This window comes from Nocardia spumae (assembly GCF_020733635.1).
GTDB lineage: Bacteria > Actinomycetota > Actinomycetes > Mycobacteriales > Mycobacteriaceae > Nocardia > Nocardia spumae.
The window spans coordinates 2946993-2969947 of sequence record NZ_JAJFZL010000001.1 but is presented as its reverse complement, the minus strand read 5'-3'; the positions used below and the strand labels follow the sequence as shown (position 1 = coordinate 2969947).

Annotated in this window: 24 protein-coding genes and 2 pseudogenes; 15 read left to right on the top strand and 11 right to left on the bottom strand. The window is 68.1% G+C overall.

Annotated features, from left to right (window positions below; all coding sequences use genetic code 11):
- Nucleotide 1: 1 nt before the first annotated feature.
- From LKD76_RS13195 to LKD76_RS13145, 11 genes and pseudogenes are all read left to right on the top strand, one after another.
- The gene (locus tag LKD76_RS13195; RefSeq protein WP_227981508.1) at nucleotides 2-1054 is read left to right on the top strand and encodes an MlaD family protein; all 1053 of its coding nucleotides are present in this window, start codon (nucleotides 2-4) and stop codon (nucleotides 1052-1054) included.
- Nucleotides 1054-2058 carry an MlaD family protein gene (locus tag LKD76_RS13190; RefSeq protein ID WP_227981507.1) on the top strand — a complete coding sequence of 335 codons (1005 nt, stop codon included), beginning with the start codon at nucleotides 1054-1056 and terminating at the stop codon, nucleotides 2056-2058. Before LKD76_RS13195 ends, LKD76_RS13190 begins: the two co-directional genes overlap by 1 nt.
- On the top strand, nucleotides 2046-3089 hold the full coding sequence (locus LKD76_RS13185) for an MlaD family protein (RefSeq protein WP_227981506.1): 1044 nt from the start codon (nucleotides 2046-2048) through the stop codon (nucleotides 3087-3089). The genes LKD76_RS13190 and LKD76_RS13185 overlap by 13 nt, the downstream gene beginning before the upstream one ends.
- Nucleotides 3089-4189, top strand: a complete 1101-nt coding sequence (locus tag LKD76_RS13180; RefSeq protein ID WP_227981505.1) for an MlaD family protein — start codon at nucleotides 3089-3091, stop codon at nucleotides 4187-4189. The genes LKD76_RS13185 and LKD76_RS13180 overlap by 1 nt, the downstream gene beginning before the upstream one ends.
- A complete protein-coding gene (locus tag LKD76_RS13175) occupies nucleotides 4186-5283 on the top strand; it encodes an MlaD family protein (protein ID WP_227981504.1) in 1098 nt (365 codons plus the stop codon). Before LKD76_RS13180 ends, LKD76_RS13175 begins: the two co-directional genes overlap by 4 nt.
- Complete coding sequence (locus LKD76_RS13170) at nucleotides 5280-6236, top strand: MlaD family protein (RefSeq protein WP_227981503.1); 957 nt, start codon at nucleotides 5280-5282, stop codon at nucleotides 6234-6236. The genes LKD76_RS13175 and LKD76_RS13170 overlap by 4 nt, the downstream gene beginning before the upstream one ends.
- 42 nt (nucleotides 6237-6278) lie before the next feature.
- On the top strand, nucleotides 6279-6887 hold the full coding sequence (locus tag LKD76_RS13165; protein WP_227981501.1) for a hypothetical protein: 609 nt from the start codon (nucleotides 6279-6281) through the stop codon (nucleotides 6885-6887).
- 14 nt (nucleotides 6888-6901) lie between these two features.
- Nucleotides 6902-7189, top strand: a pseudogene (locus tag LKD76_RS13160) (LLM class flavin-dependent oxidoreductase); the annotation flags it as partial.
- 118 nt (nucleotides 7190-7307) lie between these two features.
- Nucleotides 7308-8120, top strand: coding sequence for an acyl-CoA thioesterase domain-containing protein (locus LKD76_RS13155; protein ID WP_227981499.1), 813 nt, complete (start codon nucleotides 7308-7310; stop codon nucleotides 8118-8120).
- Between the two features lie 115 nt (nucleotides 8121-8235).
- Nucleotides 8236-10014 (top strand): annotated as a pseudogene (locus LKD76_RS13150) (MFS transporter); the annotation flags it as partial.
- Nucleotides 10015-10185: 171 nt separating this feature from the next.
- Entirely contained in the window at nucleotides 10186-10962 is a 777-nt protein-coding gene (locus tag LKD76_RS13145; protein WP_372465984.1) for an MSCRAMM family protein, read from the top strand.
- Between the two features lie 323 nt (nucleotides 10963-11285).
- On the opposite strand, the gene LKD76_RS13140 is transcribed toward LKD76_RS13145, so the two are convergent.
- Together LKD76_RS13140 and LKD76_RS13135 are read right to left on the bottom strand one after the other, a co-directional pair.
- Nucleotides 11286-11648, bottom strand: a complete 363-nt coding sequence (locus LKD76_RS13140) for a nuclear transport factor 2 family protein (protein WP_227981497.1) — start codon at nucleotides 11646-11648, stop codon at nucleotides 11286-11288.
- Between the two features lie 305 nt (nucleotides 11649-11953).
- Nucleotides 11954-12439: a GNAT family N-acetyltransferase gene (locus LKD76_RS13135; RefSeq protein ID WP_227981495.1), complete on the bottom strand. Its 486-nt coding sequence runs from the start codon at nucleotides 12437-12439 to the stop codon at nucleotides 11954-11956.
- A 69-nt stretch (nucleotides 12440-12508) separates the two neighbouring features.
- On the opposite strand from LKD76_RS13135, the gene LKD76_RS13130 reads away from it, so the two are divergent.
- A complete protein-coding gene (locus tag LKD76_RS13130) occupies nucleotides 12509-13408 on the top strand; it encodes a LysR family transcriptional regulator (RefSeq protein WP_227981493.1) in 900 nt (299 codons plus the stop codon).
- Between the two features lie 99 nt (nucleotides 13409-13507).
- The gene (locus tag LKD76_RS13125) at nucleotides 13508-13894 is read left to right on the top strand and encodes a DUF1304 domain-containing protein (protein WP_227981491.1); all 387 of its coding nucleotides are present in this window, start codon (nucleotides 13508-13510) and stop codon (nucleotides 13892-13894) included.
- Here the strand turns inward: LKD76_RS13125 and LKD76_RS13120 are convergent.
- The 4 genes from LKD76_RS13120 to LKD76_RS13105 form a co-directional block, all read right to left on the bottom strand.
- On the bottom strand, nucleotides 13891-14193 hold the full coding sequence (locus LKD76_RS13120) for a DUF3349 domain-containing protein (RefSeq protein ID WP_227981488.1): 303 nt from the start codon (nucleotides 14191-14193) through the stop codon (nucleotides 13891-13893). The two genes, LKD76_RS13125 and LKD76_RS13120, sit on opposite strands and share 4 nt — an antisense overlap.
- 3 nt (nucleotides 14194-14196) lie before the next feature.
- The gene (locus LKD76_RS13115; RefSeq protein WP_227981487.1) at nucleotides 14197-14493 is read right to left on the bottom strand and encodes a DUF3349 domain-containing protein; all 297 of its coding nucleotides are present in this window, start codon (nucleotides 14491-14493) and stop codon (nucleotides 14197-14199) included.
- A gap of 64 nt (nucleotides 14494-14557) precedes the next feature.
- Nucleotides 14558-14854, bottom strand: a complete 297-nt coding sequence (locus LKD76_RS13110) for a hypothetical protein (protein ID WP_227981482.1) — start codon at nucleotides 14852-14854, stop codon at nucleotides 14558-14560.
- A gap of 10 nt (nucleotides 14855-14864) precedes the next feature.
- Nucleotides 14865-16058: an inorganic phosphate transporter gene (locus LKD76_RS13105; protein WP_227981480.1), complete on the bottom strand. Its 1194-nt coding sequence runs from the start codon at nucleotides 16056-16058 to the stop codon at nucleotides 14865-14867.
- Nucleotides 16059-16310: 252 nt separating this feature from the next.
- Here LKD76_RS13105 and LKD76_RS13100 point away from each other — a divergent pair, with 252 nt between their 5' ends.
- Both LKD76_RS13100 and LKD76_RS13095 read left to right on the top strand, forming a co-directional pair.
- The gene (locus tag LKD76_RS13100; protein WP_227981478.1) at nucleotides 16311-16844 is read left to right on the top strand and encodes a hypothetical protein; all 534 of its coding nucleotides are present in this window, start codon (nucleotides 16311-16313) and stop codon (nucleotides 16842-16844) included.
- A 29-nt stretch (nucleotides 16845-16873) separates the two neighbouring features.
- Entirely contained in the window at nucleotides 16874-17596 is a 723-nt protein-coding gene (locus LKD76_RS13095; protein ID WP_227981476.1) for a hypothetical protein, read from the top strand.
- A gap of 178 nt (nucleotides 17597-17774) precedes the next feature.
- On the opposite strand, the gene LKD76_RS13090 is transcribed toward LKD76_RS13095, so the two are convergent.
- The 5 genes from LKD76_RS13090 to LKD76_RS13070 are packed head-to-tail and all read right to left on the bottom strand — an operon-like array spanning nucleotide 17775 to nucleotide 22822.
- Nucleotides 17775-18401 (bottom strand): alpha/beta fold hydrolase, encoded by a 627-nt coding sequence (locus LKD76_RS13090; RefSeq protein ID WP_227981474.1) that lies wholly within the window; start codon nucleotides 18399-18401, stop codon nucleotides 17775-17777.
- Nucleotides 18392-19099, bottom strand: coding sequence for a biuret amidohydrolase (biuH, locus tag LKD76_RS13085; protein WP_227981472.1), 708 nt, complete (start codon nucleotides 19097-19099; stop codon nucleotides 18392-18394). The genes LKD76_RS13090 and biuH overlap by 10 nt, the downstream gene beginning before the upstream one ends.
- On the bottom strand, nucleotides 19096-20406 hold the full coding sequence (locus tag LKD76_RS13080) for a cytosine permease (protein WP_227981466.1): 1311 nt from the start codon (nucleotides 20404-20406) through the stop codon (nucleotides 19096-19098). The genes biuH and LKD76_RS13080 overlap by 4 nt, the downstream gene beginning before the upstream one ends.
- Nucleotides 20403-21461 carry a cyanuric acid amidohydrolase gene (atzD, locus tag LKD76_RS13075; RefSeq protein ID WP_227981464.1) on the bottom strand — a complete coding sequence of 353 codons (1059 nt, stop codon included), beginning with the start codon at nucleotides 21459-21461 and terminating at the stop codon, nucleotides 20403-20405. The genes LKD76_RS13080 and atzD overlap by 4 nt, the downstream gene beginning before the upstream one ends.
- Entirely contained in the window at nucleotides 21458-22822 is a 1365-nt protein-coding gene (locus LKD76_RS13070) for a uracil-xanthine permease family protein (RefSeq protein ID WP_227981463.1), read from the bottom strand. Before LKD76_RS13070 ends, atzD begins: the two co-directional genes overlap by 4 nt.
- Nucleotides 22823-22955 lie beyond the last annotated feature (133 nt).

Sequence of the window (22955 nt, the reverse complement as noted above, 5' to 3'; positions counted from 1 at the left end):
CATGCCTGCCTATGCCCTGCCCGGAACCGAAGTCGGGCCCCGCCGCGCGCGCATCCTCGGAATCGGCGCCGTCTCCGTGCTCGTGCTGATCGCCGTTGTGTGGCAGCTGATTCCGGACAGCAGACCGGCCGACGATATCCGCGTCACCCTGCTCACCACCCGGATCGGCGCGGGAGTCGCCCCCGGCACCGATGTCCGGCTCGACGGTGTGCGGGTCGGATCGGTGGCCTCGGTGGCCATCGCCGGTGCGGGGCGCCAGCGCATCGGATTGGATCTGCGGGGGTCCCAGCTGTTCGGCCTGACCGATGCCCTGACCGTCGACTACGCGCCGGGCAACCTGTTCGGAATCACGACGCTGCAACTGAACTCGATCAGCGGCGGCGCGGCGCTGCGTGACGGCGCGACCGTGGATCTGTCCGATCGCGACGCCGATCGGGTCCGCGACGCCACCCTCACCGCACTGCTGGAATCCACCGGCCGGCTCACCGACGATGTGCTGACCCCGAAACTCACCGAGCTGCTGCGCAAGACCTCCCATGACATCAGCGCGTTCACTCCGCTGATGCAGGCGATCGGCACCACCGCCCGCTCGTTCACCGAAACCCAGCAGCTGCCCCCGTCGGTCCTGCTGACCCAGTTCGGTTCCGGCCTGTCCGGCGTACCGGGTCTCCTGGCCGGCGCGGCGGAACTGCTGCATTCGGATCTGACGAATCAGCAGCTGCGAACCGACCAGGACATCGCGGTGTTCTCGCAGATGTTCGCCGGAGTGCAGAAACAGATCCTGCCGGTCGCCACGACCACGCTCTACACCGCGCAACGCTATTTCGAGGGCTTTCTGCCGATCGCCACCGCGATCCTCGACCAGGTGCCCGGATCGGTCAGCGCACCACAGCGTTCCGAGGTCGAGCTGAGCGAGCTGCTGGCCCGGCTGGGCACGGGGTTCCACGATTCACCGTCGGGACCGGTGCTCGACGCCCGGGTCGATCTGGACGTGGTCCCGGGGCTGGCCGGACCACTGTCGGCACTGCCGGCCCACCGGCCCGGGGGTCGCTGATGTCGACGCGCGCGTTGTGGATTCGGATCATCGTCTCGGTGGTCGCCATGGCACTGGTGCTGGTCGGTGTGTTCCGGCTGATCGAACGCCCGGTCACCGGCCGCGCCGATACGTATACCGCGATCTTCACCGACGCCAACGGATTACGGCTCGGTGACGACGTGCGCCTCTACGGCGTGCAGGTCGGCAAGGTTCGGGATGTCGAACTCGACGGCGCCCTCGCGCGGGTCCATTTCACGGTGTCGCAGGGCCATCCGCTCTACACCGACACCACAGTGGCCGTGCGCTATCAGAATCTCACCGGCTTCCGGTATCTCGAGATCCGGCAACCGGACCGGCCCGGAGCGCGCCGCGACGCGGACGCCGTCTTCGATACCGCGCACACGGTCCCGGCCTTCGATATCACCACCCTGTTCAACGGTCTGCAGCCGGTGCTGGCGCAATTGTCGCCGGATGATCTGAATCGGTTCGCGAACAGCATGCTGTCGGTCGTCCAAGGGGACGGCAACGGAATCGGCCCGGCCCTGGACGCGATCGACACGCTGAGCCGCTACGCCTCCGACCGGCAGCAGGTGCTGTCCACCCTGGTGAACAATTTCGCGCAGGTGTCCGACCACATGGCCGGAAAATCCGGCAACGCGATGACATTGATGATCAATCTGACGGATCTGTTCGTCACCATCACCGACAAACTGCCCGGACTCGTGCAATTCGCGATGGAGATCCCGCCGATGCTGCGGCCACTGCTCGATCTGCTGCGGGTGCTGGGCGTCACCGGCGCGAAGAATCGGGATCTGGACGCACTGCTGCACCGGGTGCTGCCGAATCCGCGTCAGGCCACCGAGGTGCTGGGACGGCTGCCCGGACTGATTCAGACCATGGCCGCCACCATCCCACCGACCGGATCCGATGCGAGTATCACCTGCTCGCACGGCATCGCGGTCGCCCCGGAACCACTGCAGGTGCTCATCGCCGGACAGAGGATCACGCTATGTCATCGGTGACGACGTTATCGGTTGCGGCGGCATCGGCAAGGGCCCGGCTGCGCGCGCGGCTCACCTCCGACACCGACCGCGGCGCCCAATTGCGCTGGGGTATAGCCGGAATCGTCGGGATCCTGATTCTGGTCGCCGCGATCGGGGTGATCGATGTCGTCGGCACCGGCCCGGAGCGAACCTATTCCGCCGATATCGCCGAGGCCGGTTCGGTACGCACCGGAGATGATGTCCGGATCGCCGGGATCCCGGTCGGCAAGGTGAAAACGCTGGAGCTGCTGCCCGACCGGGTGCGAATGACCTTCACAGTGAAAGATCATGTGTTCATCGGTGATCAGACCACCCTCGCGGTGCGCATGCTCACCCTTGTCGGCGGCTACTACCTCGCCGTGCAACCGGCCGGCACCGCCTCCCTCGGCACGAAGGTGATCCCCGCGCAGCGAGTCGTTCTGCCCTACAACCTGACGCAGGCCTTCCAGGACGCGGTGATTCCGGTGCGGCGCACAGACGGTGATGTCATCCGCCGGGATCTGGCCGCACTGTCCGGTTCGATCGACGCGAGCCCGGACTCGATTCGCAGCGCGGTGCGAGCGGTCGGCGACATCGTCGCCATCATGGACAAGCAGAACGCCGACATCTCGAAAACCCTGTCGCTGACCGACGAATACCTGGCGGCGCTGAACAAGAATTCCGATGTGCTGGTTCGTTTGATGCGCACCTTCGGCACCCTCGAGAACATCGTCGCCGACAACCGGGAGCAGCTCAGCTGGGCACTGCACGGACTGGCGCAGCTGCTGGTGGAACTCAGCCCGCTGGGCCGGATCTGGAACGACTCGCTGCGCGATCAGGCCCAGCCACTGGCCGACGCGGTGCCCAAATTGCGGGAGCTCGACACACGCATGGGGGCACTGCTGGATTCCCTGCACACCTTCGAACAGCGGGTGACACCGTTCGTCGCGCCCGGTGGCGGGCTCACGATCGATCAATCCGGCGCCACCGTGACCGATATATGCGTACCGGTGCCGGGAGGTGGGTGCTGATGCTGAGCCGGATCGCGGGATCGCGCGGACTGATGTCGGCGGCGGTCATTCTGGTGCTGGTCCTGGCGGCGGGAGTCGGATTGAAACTCGCCGAATCCGGACCCGAGACCCGCAGCTACTGCGCGGAGATGCCCGACAGCATCGGGCTGTACAAGGACAGTGCCGTCACCGTGATGGGAGTGCAGGTCGGCAAGGTCACCAGCATCGAACCCCGCGGCGGTGCGGCCGAGGTGCGGTTCACCGTGCGCGCCGACCGCAAACTCGCCCCCGATGTGGGCGCGGTGACGGTCAGCCACACCATCGTCGCGGACCGCGATCTCGCGCTCATCGGACCCGAACCCAGCGGTCCGGGCTGGGATCCGGGACGGTGCATCACCAAAACCCTGACCCCCAAAAGCCTTTCGGAGACCTTCGACGCCCTGGCGAAACTGTCCGATCAGCTCGACGCGGCGAAGGATCCAGCGCAGCGCACCGCCGTCGGCGACGGTCTCGACGCCCTCGACCGTGCCACCTCCGGGACCGGGGAACAGATCAACGCGCTGATCCTGCAATTGAGCAAAGCGCTGGACTCCCCCGACGCCGCGATCGGCCATATCGGCCAACTGCTCGACAGTCTGAGCAATCTCGCGCATCGTGCTCACAACGGCTGGTCGGATCTGGAGACCATCGTCCCGCGGCTGACACAGACCTTCAGCGATATCAACACCCTCGCCTTCCCGCCCGTCATCGATCTGGTGGGCGCGCTGGTCGATCTGCTGCCGCAACTCAACGAGGTGATGATGAAGTTCGGCACCCCCGCACTGCGCGCACTCAACGCCGTCCCCAACCTGGCGCAGCTGATCTCTTCCGGCGTCGGCTCCCTGGCCGAGGTCATCCGCATGGCACCGGTGGTGGCCGGCGGATTCGCCGGCGCCCTCGATCCCGCCGGGGGTATCACGATCGGTTACGCACCACCGAAACTCGCCCTGCCGCAACCGCAGACCGACCGGATCTGCGCGGCACTGAAAACCGTTGCCGGGCAACAGTGCCAGATCAGCGGCAACGGCGCGGTGACGGTTCCGGCCCTGCCCGTACTGCTCTCGGCGGTGAGCGCGAAATGAGGAAATCCATCCGGACCGCCCGCCGCCTCGGCATCCACGCACTGGCCGCCGCCACCATCGCGATATCGGCCACCGCCTGCGGCTTCCAGCCCGCCGATATCCCCGTGCCCGGGACCGGGGTCGGTGGCCCGACCTATCACTTGCGCATCGAATTCGCCGATGTGCTCAACCTGCCGCAGGGCGCCAAGGTCATCGCCGACGGGGTACGGGTCGGGCAACTCACCGGTGTCACCCTCGTCGATCCGGTCCCCGCCACCGCGATCACCCCGGCGCGACGCGGATTTGTGATCGCCGACGTCGCCATCCGCGCCTCGGTGCGCCTCCCGGTCGGCACCACCGCCCAGTTGCGGCAGGCGACACCGCTGGGCGATGTGCACATCGCCCTCACCGAACCGGCCGCACCGTCCGCGAACCGGATCGCCCCCGAGACCACGATTCCACTGGCCGACACCCGGCAGCAGCTGCCGATCGAGGACATCCTCGCGCAGCTGGCCACTTTCGTCGGTAGCGGAGCGGTGAACGACGTTCAGAACATCGTGCACAAGGTGAACGGGATCATGCCGCGCGATCCCGCCGATACCGCGCGGATCGCCGACGTGCTCGGCACCGATCTCGACGACCTCGCCGCACACACCGATTCGATCCACGCGGTGGTCGACGGAATCCACGACACCGTCGTCGAGGGCATGCTCGACCGCGCTCCGATCTGGGATCCGCTGCTCACCCCCGACGGTGTGCGGCACACCACCGATGTGATGAACGCGCAGATCGGGACCATTCTGGTACTCACCGCACTCGGCCCGTTCGCACCGTCGACCACATGGCTGGCGCCGGTGCTGGATTCGACCGCCGCCGCCGCGCACGCGATGGTGCCGATGCTGTTCGGCAGCGCGCCGCTGGATACCGATTCCCCGTCCAATTCCAAGAAACTGATCGATCTGATCCAGACCAAGGTCATTCCGTTCGCCGAGCACGGTCCGAAGATCGATATGGTCGGCGTCGGGATCTCTGCGCCGCCGGATGCCGCGATGGGCACCGAGGAGCAGACCGGACGGATCATCGACGCCCTGCGGATGATCGGAGCGGTGCGATGAGAACTCGTGGTGCGATATCGCTGATCGCGATCGCCGCGGTGCTGGTGTTCGGCATCGTCTACATGACTGTCGGTGTCCTGCACCTGGATCCGCGCAGATCGTATGTCACCGCGAATCTGCATCTGGACAACTCGGGCGGGCTGGGACCGAATTCGCCGGTGTTGTTCGACGGTGTCGCGGTCGGTACCGCGCAGTCGGTGCGCAAACAGGCCTCCGGTGTGGTCGTCGCACTGAAAATCGATAAGCGGTACCGCATCCCGGCCACCGGCGATATCCACATCGAGCAGCTGTCGGCACTGGGTGAGCCCTATGTCGAGTTCGCTCCCACCGGGAACTCCGGGCCGTATCTGACCGACGGCCAGGACATCGCGGCCGATCGGGTGCGGTTGCCGATGTCCGTCACGGCGCTGTCGTCACGCGCGGTGCAACTGCTGAATCAGATTCACCCCGAGGCGATCTCGCATCTGGTCGGGACCTTCGACACAGCGCTGGCCGGCACCGACCAGGCGATGCGGACACTGCGGCGTTCCTCCGATCTGCTGGCCGCCACGCTGCTCAGCCGCACCGACATCATCCGGCAGCTGTTCGCCGATATGCAGGCCATGGGCGCGAATATGCAATGGCTGGGTCCGTCGGTCGATACCGCCGGAGCGCAACTGGGCCTGTTCGGCACCTCGCTCACCAAGATCGTCGAGAACGGCTCGCTGCTGTCGAAGGCGCAGCCGGTCTCGAACTATTTCACCGGAGACGGGCTCGTACCGTTCCTCGGCCGGCTGACCGATCTGCTGAACACGATCGGCCCGGGTCTGGCCCCGCTGGCGCCGGTGCTGCAACCGGTGGTCACCGACGCGGTCGCCCGCGCACCCCACGTCGATATCAGCGCCCTGATCGGCCAGGCACTCCAGAGTGTCGATCCCGACGGGACGCTGCATTTCCGCATCCACGTCAAGTAGCGGCCGAGCACAGCCCGTTCGACCCGGCAGGAGGAACACATCATGAGCACAGCCGTAGACGACAGGGACACCGGCGACGCGGCGGCCTCGGCGCGGGAGTCCACCCCCGCCGCGCCCCGGCGCGCCCAGTTCACCGTGGCCATCCGGCTCTCCACCGCGTTGATCAGCGCGGCGATCGTGGCTCTGCTGGTGCTGAGCGTCGTGTTCGGATACCTGTACTTCGCCGCGCGATCCACCTTGTCCGATCGTGACGCCGCGGCCGCCGACGACCGGCGTGCCGAACAGATCGCGTCGTCGTACTCGGTGGGCGCGTCGACCATCGACTTCCACGACGTCAAGGGCTGGATCGAACGATTGAAGGTGGGCACCACACCCCAGCTGTCGGCCAAATTCGACGCCACCGCACCGCAACTCGAACAGATCCTGCTGCCGCTGCAGTGGACGTCGAAAGCGACACCGCTGTCGGCGGCGGTCATCTCCGAATCCGGCGGCGTCTACAAGGTCAACGCCTACCTGGACGTGACCTCCACCAGTGCGCAGACCCCCGACGGGGGGCGCACCACGGTCACCTACTCCCTCACCATCGACCGCAACTCCGGCTGGAAGATCACCGACGTCGGTGGCCTGCAGAACGCCCTGCCGACCAAGTGAGATCGGACGTCGCGATGACACCACCCGCGTCGCCCGCGCGCCTGCTCACCGAGCTGGGGTACTACACCCTCGCCCGGCATCCGGCGCGACCGGCGGATCTGCTGTCCGAGGCGGCGACCGCCGAGCGGATCGGGCTGGGCGCGGCCTTCGTCTCCGAGCGGTTCAACGTCAAGGACGCGGCCGTGCTCTCGGGCGCGCTCACCCCCGCCGCGCCGAGGCTGGGCGTGGCCACCGCGGCGACGAATCATCACACCCGGCATCCGCTGGTCACCGCGACGATGGGCGCCACCCTGGCCGAACTCGAACCGGTGGTCGCGGCGTATCGCGCGATCCGGCCGGTCGATCGCGATCTGCCGGTGAATCCGGGCGCGAGCGTGGTGCGGCGAATCGGGGCCGACGGCGATAGGTCACTATGACCGTATGACTGATATGCCCGCCATGTTCACCGTCGACGATGCCGGACGGTATCTGCCCACCAAGTGGGCCTTCGGCCGGTGGGGCGCCGATATGCTCAGCGGCCCCGCCGTCTGTGCCGTCGCGGCACGCTCGCTCGAACGTGCGCACGGGCTCTCGGACTTCATCCCGGCGCGCTTCACGATCGACCTGTTCAAGGCGGCCAAGGGGCAACCGCTCGAGGTGCACACCGAGGTCGTCCGCGCCGGGCATCGGATCCACATCAGCCAGGCCCGCATCCGCCAGGGCGAGGTCGAGGTCGCCCAGGCGCGACTGGTGCAATTGCGCGCCACCGACGCCCCGCGTGGTACGGAATGGCATTCCGAGCACCCCTTCGAACCGCCGGTGGATCCGGGCCTGAACTGGTGGTACCGCAGTGACAACGACTGGTCGACGCATATGGGCGAACACCAGAATGCCGGACGCAAGAGCCTGTGGGCGGTACCGCTGGGCGCGGTGGAGGGCGAGGAGCACAGCCCGTTCGTGCAGGCGGTCGTGGGCGCCGAGTCCACGAGCCTGGTGACCAACTGGGGCTCCGCCGGGGTCGGTTACATCAACGGCGATCTGACGGTGGCGCTGAATCGGCTGCCGGTCGGTGACCGCATCGGATTACGCGCCGAGACACATCTCACCGACAACGGCATCTCGACGGGGACGGCGACCCTGTTCGACTCGCGCGGCCCGATCGGCACCGGCATGGTTACCGCCGTCGCCAATACCGCTGCGCAGATCGACTTCTCGGGAGTCCGCGATCCGCTCGAGGGCCGCGGACCCCGGTAGCCCGCTCGCCGCGGACACCTACCACACCGGACGCCATAGGCGCACGATAATCGGACTCCGAAGAAGGGTAAGTCCGATTCTCCCCCTTTAATTAGTTAGCGCTTGCAACTATATTATGTGGAGGCCGTATCCGCTTACTGTTCGATCGGGGAGAGAAAACTTGGCTTCCGCGCAATCCACCGATGATCTGGACGCATCCGACGTCCAGACCATCGGCCGCCGGCTACGGGTAGACCACGATCACCCGCACTACAAGTGGGTGGCACTGTCCAACACCACCCTCGGCATGTTGATGGTCACCATCAACTCCTCGATCGTCATCATCTCGCTGCCGGCGATCTTCCGCGGTATCCATCTCAACCCGCTCGAGCCCGCCAACGTCAGCTACCTGCTGTGGATGCTGATGGGCTTCCTGCTCACTTCCGCGGTCCTCGTGGTGATGTTCGGCCGGCTCGGCGACATGCTCGGCCGGGTCCGTATCTACAACCTCGGCTTCGTCATCTTCACCATCTGCGCGATAGCGCTGTCGTTCGATCCGTTCGATCTCGGCGGCGGCGCGCTGTGGTTGATCGGCTGGCGTGTGGTGCAAGGCATCGGCGGCGCCATGCTGATGGCCAATTCGACGGCCATCCTCACCGACGCCTTCCCCGCCCGCCAGCGCGGTGTGGCACTGGGCATCAACCAGGTCGCGGCGGTGGCCGGATCGTTCCTGGGCCTGCTGCTCGGCGGTCTGCTCGCCGAATGGGATTGGAAGGCGGTGTTCTGGGTCAGCGTTCCCTTCGGCATCCTGGGCACGATCTGGTCCTACAAATCACTGCACGACAACGGCGCGCGCACGCCCGGTTCCCTGGACATCCCCGGCACCCTCACCTTCGCGCTGGGCCTGACCGCGCTGCTGGCCGGTATCACCTACGGCATCCAGCCCTACGGCGACTCCAAGACCGGCTGGGGCAACCCATGGGTGCTGGCCGGAGTCATCGGCGGCATCGTGCTGCTGGCGCTGTTCTGCGTCATCGAGGCGAAGTCCGAGCAGCCCATGTTCCACCTGGCCCTCTTCCGCAATCGCACCTTCGCGCTGGGCAGCTTCGCGAGCCTGATGGCCTCGATCAGCCGTGGTGGCCTGCAGTTCATGCTGATCATCTGGTTGCAGGGCATCTGGCTGCCACTGCACGGCTTCGACTTCGAATCCACGCCGCTGTGGGCGGGCATCTACATGTTGCCGCTGACCATCGGCTTCCTGGTGTCGGGACCGATCTCGGGCTGGCTGAGCGACCGTTACGGCGGCCGGATGTTCGCCGCCGGTGGCCTGCTGCTGGCCGCGGTGACCTTCGTGCTGCTGATCCTGATCCCGGCCGACTTCAACTATTGGCTGTTCGCGCTGATCATCCTGCTCAACGGCCTCGGCATGGGCATCTTCACCTCACCGAACACCGCCGAGGTCATGTCGGCCGTCCCCGCTTCGCAACGAGGTGTGGCCTCCGGTATGCGAGCGACGCTGATGAACGGCGGTATGGCGCTGTCGATCGGCATCTTCTTCTCGCTGATGATCGTCGGCCTGTCCGGCACTCTGCCCGGCGCCATGAACTCCGGGTTGAAGGCACAGGGTGTCCCCGCCGACGTCGCCGGTCAGGTCGCGGATATGCCGCCGGTCGGCAGCTTGTTCGCCACCTTCCTCGGCTACAACCCGTTCAAGGAACTACTCGGCCCCAGCGGCACGCTGGACCAGCCGGGTGTGAACTCCGACGTGCTGACCGGCCAGGAGTTCTTCCCGCACCTGATCTCGGATCCGTTCCACTCGGGTCTGGTCGTGGTCTTCCTGGCCGCGGCGGTGATGATGCTGCTCGGCTCGATCGCCTCCTGGTTCGCTCGCGGTGACTACGTCGAACACGAGGCTCAGGAGTTGGCCGAGGCGACCCGCGAAGGGTTGATCCCCGCCGACGCGGCCACCGCCGCCCTGCCGGTCACCAACGGTCACGCACCGGCCGGCCGGCATTCCCTCACGACGACGATCGCGCGACCGGCGCCCACCGCGGCGCCCGGTACGGGACGCGCGATCAGTGGACGGGTGCTGCGCGCGGACGGCCGCCCGCTGACCGAAGCGGCGCTGACGCTGATCGATCAGCAGGGCCATCAGGTTTCCCGCGCGGCGGGAGATTCCGAGGGCGGGTACGTCATCGACCCGCCGGCCGCCGGAAGCTATGTGCTGATCGTGTCCGCCCGCGGACAGCAGCCGACCGCCGTCACCGTCGGGGTCGACGGCAGGCCGCAACGCGTGGACGTCACTCTGCACAGTTCGGGAGAGCTGTCGGGATTCGTCCGTTCGGCCGGGCGGCCCGTGGCCGGTGCCACCGTCACCCTGACGGATCCGCGCGGCCAGGTCGTCGGCGCCGCGGTCACCGACGTCGATGGCGGGTACCTGTGCGCGGGCGTGGTCGCGGGCGCCTACACACTGGTGGCGGTGGGCGCGCATCTGCGGCCGCAGGCCGTCACGCTGACGGTTCCCGACAGCGGCGTGCTGCACCACGATGTCGAGCTGGCACCGCTGACCATGCTGACCGGTTCCGTGCGTGCCGACAACGGCGGCGCGGTGGCCGATGCCGAGATCACCGTCCGTGACGCCGGCGGCTCGGTACTCGGCACCGCCCGGACCGACAGCCACGGCCGCTACACCGTGACCGATCTGACCGAGGGCGAGCACACGGTGGTCGTGCGCGGTTATCCGCCGCGCTCGACCCGGGTGGTCATCGACGGCGACACGGTCGAGCACGATGTGCGCCTCGGCTACGACACGGACGAGGAGACCGCGGCGGATACTGCGCACGCCGCGGCGGAGACCGAGTAACCCACCCACCGCGTCGCGCACGTTCGTCCCGTGGACGGACGTGCGCGACGCGCGACAGGTTCACCGGAATCCGCAGCAGCGGATACCACGGCCGGATCCCGCCCTCGGTGGTGACGTCGAGCGCCCACCGCGGGGAATATTCACAGCAATACCGTCGACTGTCGCTTGCGCCGAACCTCGGACAGCGGTCTCGCGAACACCGCTGTCCCAGTGATTTTTTCGCGAGAATGAGCGGTGATCATACGAACAGGACGAAGAGCGTTCAGGGCCGCCGACAGGGTGAAGACCCGTTGCGCTCGGCGTGGCCGACCGCCGACGGCGTGTTACTCGACCGCAGAGGCGTGAGCGGCAACGACCCGCCAACCACGCGAGTCGTCATGCGCCCAGGTGCGGGTATAACGCATCCTGGCCGCGAATGGTGACCCGTGAACGCTTCCCTCGACGAGGCCGAGGAACCACGTGACCCCGGTTGTCCCTTCCACCAGCACAGTCAGCTGTTCTTCCTCGAGCTTGCTGACGACCTGAGCCTTGGTGCGGTGCAGCTCGAGATCATCGGTCTTGGTGAACGTGTCGGCGCCGAGGGTGAAGATCAGCCGATCATCGAGTAGCTCATCCAGCGCCTGGACATCCCCAGCCAGCTGCGCGGTCTGAAGTCGCCGTTCAGCTTTCCGCAAGTCCTTCTCCATGGCCCTCATCCTGCCAGCAGGGACGAGGACACCACCCGAAAGCCGACCAACCCAAATCTCCAGGATGAGCCTGCCGAATGTTGTCGATAGCACCCAGCTCGCCCTGGAGGCATGGCACGCCTTGTGCTCCAACGAGGTGGGAGCACAGTCGACGAGACGGTCAAGCTGGACGAGAGGCGAAGTGACGATCCAGCGCGTAGGTCACCCACCGGCAGCGCGCTGCTGTTCGGCTGATTCCCGAACAACCGGTAACCCCGCCGGAGATGTCGTCCGGCTGTGCCGGGGGCGGCGGTGCGGTGCGATCCTCACACCGGCGACACCTTCTGTCCCAGATCGAATTTCATGAACACATCGGCGCGGTCGTAGGGGATCGGACGCAGCTGCTCGGGCTGCACGTGAACGAAGCCCACCGCCTCGTACAGGTGGACGGCCGGGGCCAGCCTGGCGTTACTCGCCAGGAACAACGAGGTGGCGCCCAGCGCCGCGGCCCGATCGATCGCCGCGTCCAGCAGGGAGCGGCCGACGCCGCGGCCCCGAATACGCGGCGTCACAGCCATTTTCGAGATCTCGAACACCCCGGGTTCCTCGGCCACCAGGGCGACGCAGCCGACCCGGTCGTCACCCTCGCGCGCGATGAGGACCTGTCCGCCGTCGTCGACGATCCGCCGCGGGTTGTCGAGCGTATGCAGGTCGGCGGGTTCGACGCCGAACAGCGCGGTGATCCACTCCAGGTTGAGTTCCTTGAAGGCACGGGCATCCTCCGGCGAGGACATCGGTTCGATGACAATCACCCGTCCAGGATCACCCACCTGCAACTATAAGGTCCAATACTTGATAGATCGGATTGATATCTTGAACTTATGGTCAATGGTGTGGAGCTGCGCCACCTGCGGTATTTCCTCGCGGTCGCGGAGGAACTGCATTTCGGCCGGGCGGCGGCCCAGCTGCGGATCGCCCAGCCCGCGCTGACCCAGCAGATCCGCCGCCTGGAGACACTGCTGGGCGCACGGCTGTTCGACCGGACCTCCCGCAGTGTCGCCCTCACCTCCGCCGGTGCCGTACTGCGCGAGCGCGCCGGCGCCCTGCTCGGACATGCCGAACGCGACCTCGCCGAGATCTCCCGTATCGGCCGGGGCAGTCAGGGGACCCTGCACCTGGGATTCGTGCCCTCGGTCCTGCCGCTCGAGCCGCTGCGCGGGGTGCGCGTATTTCGCGAGCGGTTCCCCCTCGTCGATATCGACCTGGTGGAGGGCTTCACCAGCCATCTCATGGAGCGGCTCGCCAACGGCGCGCTGGATCTCGCCATCGTGCGCGACCCCGACCCGGGCGCCGCCACCGCCACCACACCGATGATCACCGAGCCTTTCGTGGCCGTGGTTCCCGGCGACCATCCGCTCGCGGATCGTGACAGCGTCACCGGAGCCGACCTCGTCGACCATCCGATGGTGTTCTTCCCGCGCGCCGCGGGCGCCCTCGCACACGACAAGAACCTCGCGCCGCTGCTGCGCTCCGGCCGCCGCCCGCACATCGTCCAGGAGGGCACCACCTGGACGATCATCCTGTATCTGGTCGCCGCCGGTCTCGGCGTCACCGTCGCTCCCCGCAGCGCGACCTTCACCGCTCCCGGATCGGTCCGCATCCTGGCCCTCGCCGACTCCGACGCCGATACCACCATCCACCTCGCCCACCGCCACGACGACGACCGGCCGCTGGTCCACAACCTGCTGGCGCTGCTGACGGATCCGCCGCCTCCGCGATGAACGCGGTGAGGTCGTTCACGCTGCCGTCGCCGGACTGTCGCGCCGATTCGGGCCGTCACGCCGGGTACGGTGGCCCTCACCCGGCCGAAAGGGATCCCCGTGACGGTTTTCGCATTGGTCTTCGTGGGCATCGCCGCGCTGATCCACGTCTACATCTGGGTGATGGAATCGCTGACGTGGACGAGTCCGCGCACCCGGGCCACCTTCGGTCTGGGTGTGGAACAGGCCGAGGCGACGCGGGAACTGGCGTTCAATCAGGGGTTCTACAACCTGTTCCTGGCCATCGTCGCGGCGGTGGGCATCGGGTTCGTGGCAGCCGGTGACCGCGCGGTCGGGGTGGCATTGATCGCCGCCGGTGCGGGTTCGATGGTGCTGGCCGGCGTGGTGCTGCTGACCTCCTCGCCCGATAAGGCCCGGGCGGCCGCGATCCAGCTGGTGCCGCCGCTGATCGGTTGCCTCGCGCTCGGCCTGAGTGCGGTGTTCTAGTCCAGCCACTGCTCGTCGACCGGACAGCCACCCGCGATCAGATGGTCGCGCACCCGAGCCAGATCCGCTTCCCGGGGCATCTCGTCGGTGAGTTTGGTGATGACGACACCCGCGTCGACCTTGTCGACCGGCAGGGCGCCGTCGAGCCGCAGTTCGTCGGCCACCTGCTGGATCTCCGCATGCGACAACCGCTGTGACAGCAACGCCAGCAGCGGAATGTAGTCGGTATCCGGCACTCCCTGCGGGTAGCCGGTGCGCAGCCATTCGACGATCTTGGCCAACAGCCCGGACAGCGCCATCTCCTACGCGTCCGCCGGGTCGGCCAATGGCCACCCGCCCGCGACCAGGCGGGCCGCGACCCTGTTCACGTCGTCGGCACCGGGCTTCTCCAGGGCGAGCGCCGCGATCGCGGCCTCGATCTCCGGACGCGAGACCGTGCCGTCGGCGCTGCCCTCCACCAGGTGATCGACGATCCGGTCGACCTCGTGTTCGGTGAGTTTGCGATGCAGGACCGCGAACAGTGCCACGTAGTCCGCACGCGGGACGCCCTGCGGGTATCCGGCACGCAGCCAGTGCACCACCGATTCGACGACGGACATATTCGACGAGACGGCGTCGGCGCTTCGCGGTGGCGCGGCTTCACTTCTTCGCGATGACATGGCTTCACTTCTTCGCTGGTTTGGCGCCGAACAACTGGATATCGAAGGTGTGACTGATGAAATCCTTGGCGATGTAGACGATTCCGAGGATCACCGCGACCGCGACGAGCGCGAAGCACAGGTACGCGGCCACCCGCACGGCCGAAACGCGGCGTTGCGCGACGGCGCCGTCGGCGGCCGCGGGTTCGGCCGACCACCATCGTATTCCGGCCGCGAAGATCAGCGGCAGCCCCGCGCCGAGAACGACCGCGATGAGCGTGACCTCGGCCAAGGACTTGGCGATGGCGGTGAACGTGTGCACCTGGCCCTCCTCAGACCGACGCGACGACGGCCGGAGCCGGGCGCTGGGACGGTGGGGCGGGCCCGCCGTCCCAGTCGTCGTTGACATTGGTCGTATCCACCGGGTTGCGCCGCGACCGTAGGTACATGTAGCCCGACAGCGCGATCAGCACGGCGACGTCGGCGAGCACACCGCCGAGGCCACCGATCAGATCGGCGATCCACCAGCACAGCGCACCCACCAGACCGGCCAGCGGCAGCGTGAACAACCACGCCACGGACATGCGTCCGAGCACACCCCAGCGCACCTCACCACCCGGTTTACCCAGCCCGGTACCGAGAATGGAGCCGGTGGCGGTTTGCGTGGTCGACAGCGGGAGCCCGAATTGCGCGGAGGTGAGAATGATGACGGCCGAGGAGGATTCGGCCGCGAAGCCCTGCGGCGAATCGATCTCCACCAGCCCCTTGCCGAGAGTGCGGATGATGCGCCAGCCGCCCAGATAGGTTCCCGCCGCGATCGCCACGGCACAGCACAGTTTGACCCACAGCGGAATGTCGTCGCTCGCGCTGAAGGTGCCGTGCGCGACCAGCGCCATGAAGATCACGCCCATGGTCTTCTGCGCGTCGTTGGTGCCGTGCGCGAGCGACACCAGTGCGGCCGAACCGATCTGGCCCCAGCGGAATCCGCGGGAGACTTTGGTGGCATCGCTGCGGCGCGTCAGCCGGTAGACGGCGTAGGTGCCCAGGGCGGCGACGAGCGCGGCCACGAACGGCGCCAGGACCGCCGGCACGATGATCTTGCTGATCAGTCCGGTCTTCTCGTTACCGGTCCAGATCACCCCGCCGGTGCCGAGTGCGGCCACCGCGGCGCCGATCAGTCCGCCGAACAGCGCATGCGAGGAACTAGACGGGATGCCGAACAGCCAGGTGAACAGATTCCACAGAATGCCGCCGGCCAGGCCGGCGAACACGATGTGCAGCAAGGCCATGTGATGGACGTCGTTGATCCGCAGCAGACCCCCCGACACCGTTTTGGCAACCTCGACCGACAAGAACGCGCCCACCAGATTCAGCACCGCCGACATCGCGACCGCCACGCGGGGACTCAGCGCCCCGGTCGCGATCGAGGTGGCCATGGCATTGGCCGTGTCGTGGAAGCCGTTGGTGAAGTCGAACGCCAATGCCGTGACGATCACGATCACAAGGACGACCAGTTCCGAACTCACGCACTCAGTGTGATGAGCTCGACGCGGCCGGACCCACTTCCCGGCGAGCTGTTCACGCAACGTTCAGCGGCGCGAGTGTGATTCGGTATCGACGGGCCGGGGCACCCGGGCCCCGACCGTCCGGTGCGGGCACTGCTCGGCCCGTTCGTGAGAGCCCCGCACCCGGCTGACTAACCTACGGACGGCTCGTGAGAATCCTCGATTCGCGAATCGAGAGCACGAGCGTGAATCAGGCATCGAGAAAGAAGACGCATGCGTTACTTCACCCGGGCGGCCACACTGGCCGTCCTCGCCGCCTCCGCCACCGCACTCGGGGCGCAGCCGGCATTCGCCGATACTGGGCAGCCCGCCGCCGCGGTGGCGGGCCTACCGGACCGATCGGTGGCGGCGGAGACCGAACCGGCCGCCCCGGCGCAGCCGTCGGACACCGCACCCACCGACCCGGGCGCCGAGTATCTGAACGCCTTCGACTCCATCGCCGGGGCCTGGGCGGACGGCTCCGCGGTGGGACAGGTGGTGGGCACCGCGGCCGGCATCGTGGTGGGTTGCCCGGTCGGGGCGGTGACCGGCGGCACCCTGACCATTCCGGTGCCGGTGTTGACCCCCATCGGCATCGTCGGCGGCTGCGTCCTGGGCGCCGGCACGCTCGGATTCCTCGGCGGCATGGCCGGAGGCATCGTCAGCGGCGGACCGAGCCTGGCGAACGAGGTGGGTGAGCAGTACCAGTCGTTGCACTCCAAAGGGCTGATCGCACAGCAACTTCCGGCCGACACCGCAGCGCACTGACCGCGCACAGATTCCTTGGAGTGACAGATATGAAGAACACGACACGCAGCGCCGCGGTTTCCACGCTCGTCGCCACCGCGCTCGTCGCGGCGGCCGGAGCGGCACAGGCCGACGACACGGCCCCCGCACCCGCCGCACCGCACTCGGAGTGGTCGGCCACCGAACTGGCGCCGGGTATCCGGTACCAGGACGACACCACGACCGGCGCCGCCGCACTGCAGACGCCGATCGGCGCGGTGGCGATCCGTCCGGGCCAGTTCGACATCCGGGATTCGGGAGGCCACACACTGCTCGGTACTCCGATCGAGGTCCCCGCTCCCGCCACCACCGCGAGCCCGGATCGGTCGCCCGAATCCGTTGCCGAACAGGTGGATTCGGCGGCGCCACAGCGGCCCGGCGGCGGTGACACCATGGCGGATCTCAATCAGGCGGTGGCCGCGGCCGCCCCGCACATGGGTCTCGCTTTGGCCGTGGGCAGCATGGCGGGCTCGGTCGTCGGCGCGCTGCTGGGTTGCCCGCTGGGTGTGGCCACCGGCGGCACCCTCGTCTCGGTCGCGACCGCCGGAACACTGACCGTTCCGGCCATGGTCGCGTCCTGCCTGGTCGGCGTGGTCGCGGTCGGTGGACTCGGTGCCAGCGTCGGCGGGGTGGCGGTCGCCATTCCGGTCGGAATCGCGGCGGGCACCCAGAAGTTCAACCAGTTGCAGGCCGAGCGCGCACACGGCGCGCCGGCGGCACCGGCCGCGAGCTGATCGGCTCCGGAGGTCCGGCCGGTGCCGCGCCGGCCGGACCCCGTCACCGGAGGTCCGGCCGGATCAGCCGAGACAGCGTGGGTACCGATCGGTGACACGATGCCGGCCTCCGCGGCGGCGACCGGCCGGCAGCGCCGCCTCCGTATCGTCGCGGAAGGGTTCGGTCGGCGCTCTCGGGCTACCCCGGCTCGGCCAGCTCGGCGACGAGAGCGGCCAAGGCGGCGGGCCGTTCGAGGTGGACGGCGTGGCCGGATCCGGGGATCGCCCGGACGGCGGTGCCGAGGAACGCCGCCAGGCGATCGACCGAAAGATGGCGTGCCGGAGGCGATTGCGCGCCCACGGTGAGAGTGATCCGGGTGGCCGCGGCACCGAGCGGGCGGGGTTCGAATCCCAGGAACATCGCCAGTTCCGCGCCGACCGTGGCCGGCGTGGCGTGAGTGCGCTCCGGTGTCCACCGAGGCCCGTAGAGCGTCCGGCCGAAGCGCTCCACGCCGCCCTCGCGCAGTGCGGCCGCCACCGGGGCCAGCAGTCCCGGCGCCAAGGAACCCGCCGCCGGTTCGTGTAGCAGCGCCCCGCGGACGGGGATGCCGCGCGCGGCGAGTTCGAGGCCGAGAGTGGCGCCGCCACCGACCCCTACGACGTAGGCATCCTCGCACACCGTGGCGAGTGCGGCGACCTCGGTCTCGAGGTCGCCGGACTGCGGGCGCTGAGGACAGATCGTGTCCCAGTGCGCGGGCAACTCGCCGACGGTGTCCCCCCACACCGTGGATTCGGTGGCGGCGCCGTGGATCAGGACTACCCGCATGCGCCCGCCGGGATCGCGCCGAGGGCGGCGAGCAGATCGGCGGAGGAGGCCACCGCGCCGAAAATGCCGCCCTGCATGGTGACCATGCCCAGTGCGGCCTCGTGATGGCTCGGGTCGGTGGCGCCGGTGCAGTCGGACAGCAGCAGGCATTCGTAGCCGCGGTCGTTGGCCTCGCGCATGGTGGTGTGCACGCAGACGTCGGTGGTGATGCCGGTGAGGATCAGATGGGTGATTCCCGCGGTGCGCAACAGCAGATCCAGGTCGGTGGCGTAGAAGGCGCCCTTACCCGGTTTGTCCACGACCGGCTCGCCCGGCGCGGGAGCGACTTCCGGCACGATCTCCCAGCCCGGTTCGCCGCGTACGAGGATGCGCCCGCACGGGCCTTCGGATCCGATCTCGGCGCCCATCCGCGCCGAACGCCAGCGCTTGTTCGCGGGCAGATCGCTCAGATCCCGGCGGTGTCCCTCGCGCGTGTGCACGACCGTCATCCCCGCCTTCCGGGCGGCCGCGAGCACGCGTGTCGTCGGTTCGAGCCCGGCACGGGTGAGGGCGAGGTCGTATCCCATCCGGTCGACGTAGCCGCCCGGCCCGCAGAAGTCGGTCTGCCAGTCGATGAGCAGCAGGGCGGTATGCGCCGGATCGATGGCGCCGTCGTAGGGCCAGGTGTACGGGGTGGCGGGAAGCGACGGGAAGGTCATGCGGTCTCCTCGGCAGCGAATCGTTCGGTCAGGACATGGGTCAGTGCGCACACCAGGGCCGCCACGGCGAACCCGACGACAGCGTCGGACAGCCAGGGCGCGGTGTAGTGGGTCAGCAGTGCGGCACCGGCGCCTGCGCCCCACCCGATGAAGGGCGGGCGGCGCGCGGCGGCGCCGATCTCGCTGTCGCGCCGCCGGATTCGGCCCAGGATCAGCTGATCGACGATGATCACCGCGCCGATCGGCGGGACGATCACCCCCAGCAGATTCAGCCACTGTTCGAAGTAGGTCCAGATCCCCGCGACCGCCGCCACGATGCCGATCGCACCCAGTCCCAGAGTGAACGCGCGCATGCGGCCCGCGGTCAGCTGGCTCCAGCCGACCGCGCCGTTGTACAGGCAGTGCGCGCAGACCGACCCGAGATTGACGAAGACGAACACCACCGCCAGCGGAACCAGCACTCCGCCTCGATCGATCAGCAGCCCCAGGAAGTTGCCACCGTCGGTCCCGGGATCCCTCGCACCGCCGCAGGCCACCACCAGCCCGCCGATCAGCAGGGCGATCGAATTGCCCACGGGGAACGCCGCGAACGCGGCCAGCGCGCCGTGGCGGCCGGTGCGCGACCAGCGGGTGAAGTCGGCGGTCATGGTGCCCGAATCGATGAACGAGGCGATGACCAGTGTGACCGCGGCGCCGAAACTCAGTGCCGCCGAACCGGCGCCACCGGGGTAGGACAGCGGTGCGACCGGACCGTGCCGGGCCGCGAGACAGATCGCCACCGTCCCGAGCGCGACATACAGTGGCGCGGCGATCATCCCGATCACGGCCAGCGCCCGGATGCCGAGCAGCGTCAGCCCGACGAATATCAGCCCCGCGACCAGGGTGGTCAGCTGTTCGTGCCAGCCCAGCCGATCGTGCAGGATCGCCCCGGCCATACCGGTCTGGAATGCGAACCAGCCGATGACGATACTGGCCAGGAACGCCGCCGGAATCGCCGCGGCGCGACGTCCGAAGGTCCGCGCGGCGGTCTGCGCGAAGTTCTCACCGGTCCGTCCGGCCAGTGCGCTCAGCGAGCCGACGTACACCATCAGGCACAGGTTGCCGACCCCGATGGCGGCCAGCCCGCGAACGAATCCGAGCGAGTACACGATCAGGCCACCGAAGACGGCGCAGGTGAGCACCATCGGGAATCCGGCCCATACCGCGGCGACCGAGGCCAGGCTCCGGCGGTGTTGCGGCGGCACCGCCGTGGTCTCGAATTCGTCTGCGCTCCGGCTGATCTCAGTGGTGGTGACGGTGACGGTCATGGCCGCCGGCTCCTTTCCGGGGTCGGCAGTTCGTAGACGACGGTGATGCTGCCACCACCCGGTGGCCCCTGATGTTCGGCGCCGCCGGAGACGTACACCGCGCCATCTCCTTTGAGCGCCGAGAGCAACCCGCCCACCGCCGCGCGCGCGTGCCGGGTGGAGTTGATATCGGAATCGGTCGACATGGTGTGGCGCAATCCGCGGATCCGGCCCGCCGGATCGGCCTCCGCCTTGGCGAAGATCTGGCGGACGACGCCTCCGCGTTCGCGAATCCGATTCAGCAGCGCGGTGACCGACGCCAGATCGAGCGCGTCGCCCATCGCGCCGTGTACGGCGCGCAACGGATTCGACACCGATGCGCTCTCCGCGACCATCAGAATGTGGCAATCGTCGAGTTCGGCGCCGGCACTGGCGGACGCCCGCGCGGAATGCACCGAACCCGAGCCGGCCAGCGCCCGCACCGCGGCGGACCGGTCGCACTCACCGAGTGCGGTGGCGATTCCCAGCGCACTCGCCGCGCGGGAGCGTCCCATGGATTCGTAGGTGTCGGTGGCGACCGGCACCTCGCCTCGTGCCTGGATCGCGGCGATCTTCTCCGAGGTCAGCAGCGGGCATTTCACCACCACCAGATGGACGTCGCCGGGTTCCACGCCGAGTTCGGCACGGAGTTTGCCGACCGTCTCGGCCACCGCGTCCAGCTGTGCGTCCCGGCCGATCTCCTCCGGTCCCAGGATGCGGGTGCGTCCGGCGGCGGCGACCAGGCCGCGGTCGAATCCGGGGTGGTCGCGGTCGTCGCGAACGAACAGGTTGACGTGCGGGCTGAGCACTCCCTCGGTGCCACCGGAGAAGACGGTCACCGCGCTGTCGCGCAGCCGCGGTTCCCAGACCGCCGCCGCGAGGCCGCGGCTGAAGTCGTTGACACAGCCGTTGCCCTCGGTCTTGCCGATCACCGCGACGACATCATCGGGGGCACAACCGCTTTCGGCGAGGTGGCGCAGTGGGGCGAGATCGCCGGGGTCGGCGGTGGGGACGGTGAACAGGGTTATCGCGGTCATATCCGCACCTCCTGGGGTCGGACGTCGGTGACCGCGGCGGTCGGGCGGGACCGTCGCGGGACTCGGAGATGGTGGAAGATCAGATTGAGCACGAATGCCACCAGCACCGTGCTGGTGATCGCTCCCCCGGCCACGATGCGCACGGCGGCGGGCAGGCCCTCGTAGACCTGCGGCGCCACGATGGGAATCATGCCGACCCCCACGGCGAGGGAGACGATCAGCAGGTTGTCGTCACGAACCAGATCGGCCCGCGCCAGCGTGGCGATGCCGACCCCGGCGACGGTCGCGAACATGACCAGGCTCACCGCGCCGATGACGACGCCGGGCAGGCTCGCGACCACCTCGCCCATCTTCGGCACCAGTCCCAGCACCACCAGCATCGCGCCCGCCACGACGGCCGCCGCCCGGCTCACCACACCGGTGATCCGCACGAGACTGACGTTCTGCGCGAAGACGGTGTCGGGGAAGGAGTTCAGCAATCCGGCGACGATCGCGGACACCCCGTCGGCGGCCAGGCCGCGTGCCAGCCGCCCGTGTTCCATCGGCTGTGCCGAATACTCCGACACCGACAGCAGATACGCGGTGGATTCGGCGAAGACGACGAGCATCACCAGGCACATCGACACGATGCCCGCGATCGGGAATTCGGGAGCGCCGAACCGGAACGGATTGGGCAACCCGAGCCAGCCCGCGGCGCCTACCCCGGTGAAGTCGGTCAGCGAGCACGCCGCCGCCACCACGGTCCCCGCCACCAGTGCGATCAGCACCGCCGACTGCGCGAAGATCCCTCGCCCGTAACGCATCAGGGCGACGATGACGACGATGACCCCCGCCGCGAGGGCCAGGTGGGTGCCGTCGGGAGCATGACCGTCGAAGATCATCGTGACGGCGTTGCCGATCAGCGACAACCCGATCATGGTGACCGCCGCGCCCCGCACGATCGGCGGGAAGTAGCGCAGCAGGCGCGCGAACGGAACCGCGACCAGCACACCGAACACCCCGGCGGCGATCATGGCGCCGTAGACCGCGGACAGTCCGTACTGCTGGCCGATCAGGATCATCGGATTCACCGCCGTGAAGGACGCGCCGGCGATCACCGGCAGCCGCACCCCCAGCACTTTTCCGATACCGGCCGCCTGCACGATGGTGATGACACCGGCGACCAGCAGATCGGCGTTCACCAATACCGCGATGGTGGATTTGTCCAGACCGACCGCGGCGCCGAAGACCAGCGGGACCGCGACACATCCGGTGTACATCACCAGCACGTGTTGAGTGCCGAATACCACTGTGCGCCAAGCGGACAGGCGTTGCGGCGGCGGGCCCGGATCGGATCCGGGCGCCGGAGCGGGCAGAGACATGGGAGCTACCTCCGAACAGCGGCGACCAACTCCCAAATTTGTATACAAAACCTGTTACCCGGCGGGGTCGAGCAGTTTTCTTACGCGTTAAGTCCCGGACTGCGGCAGATTTTTGTATACGAACTGGCGCGGA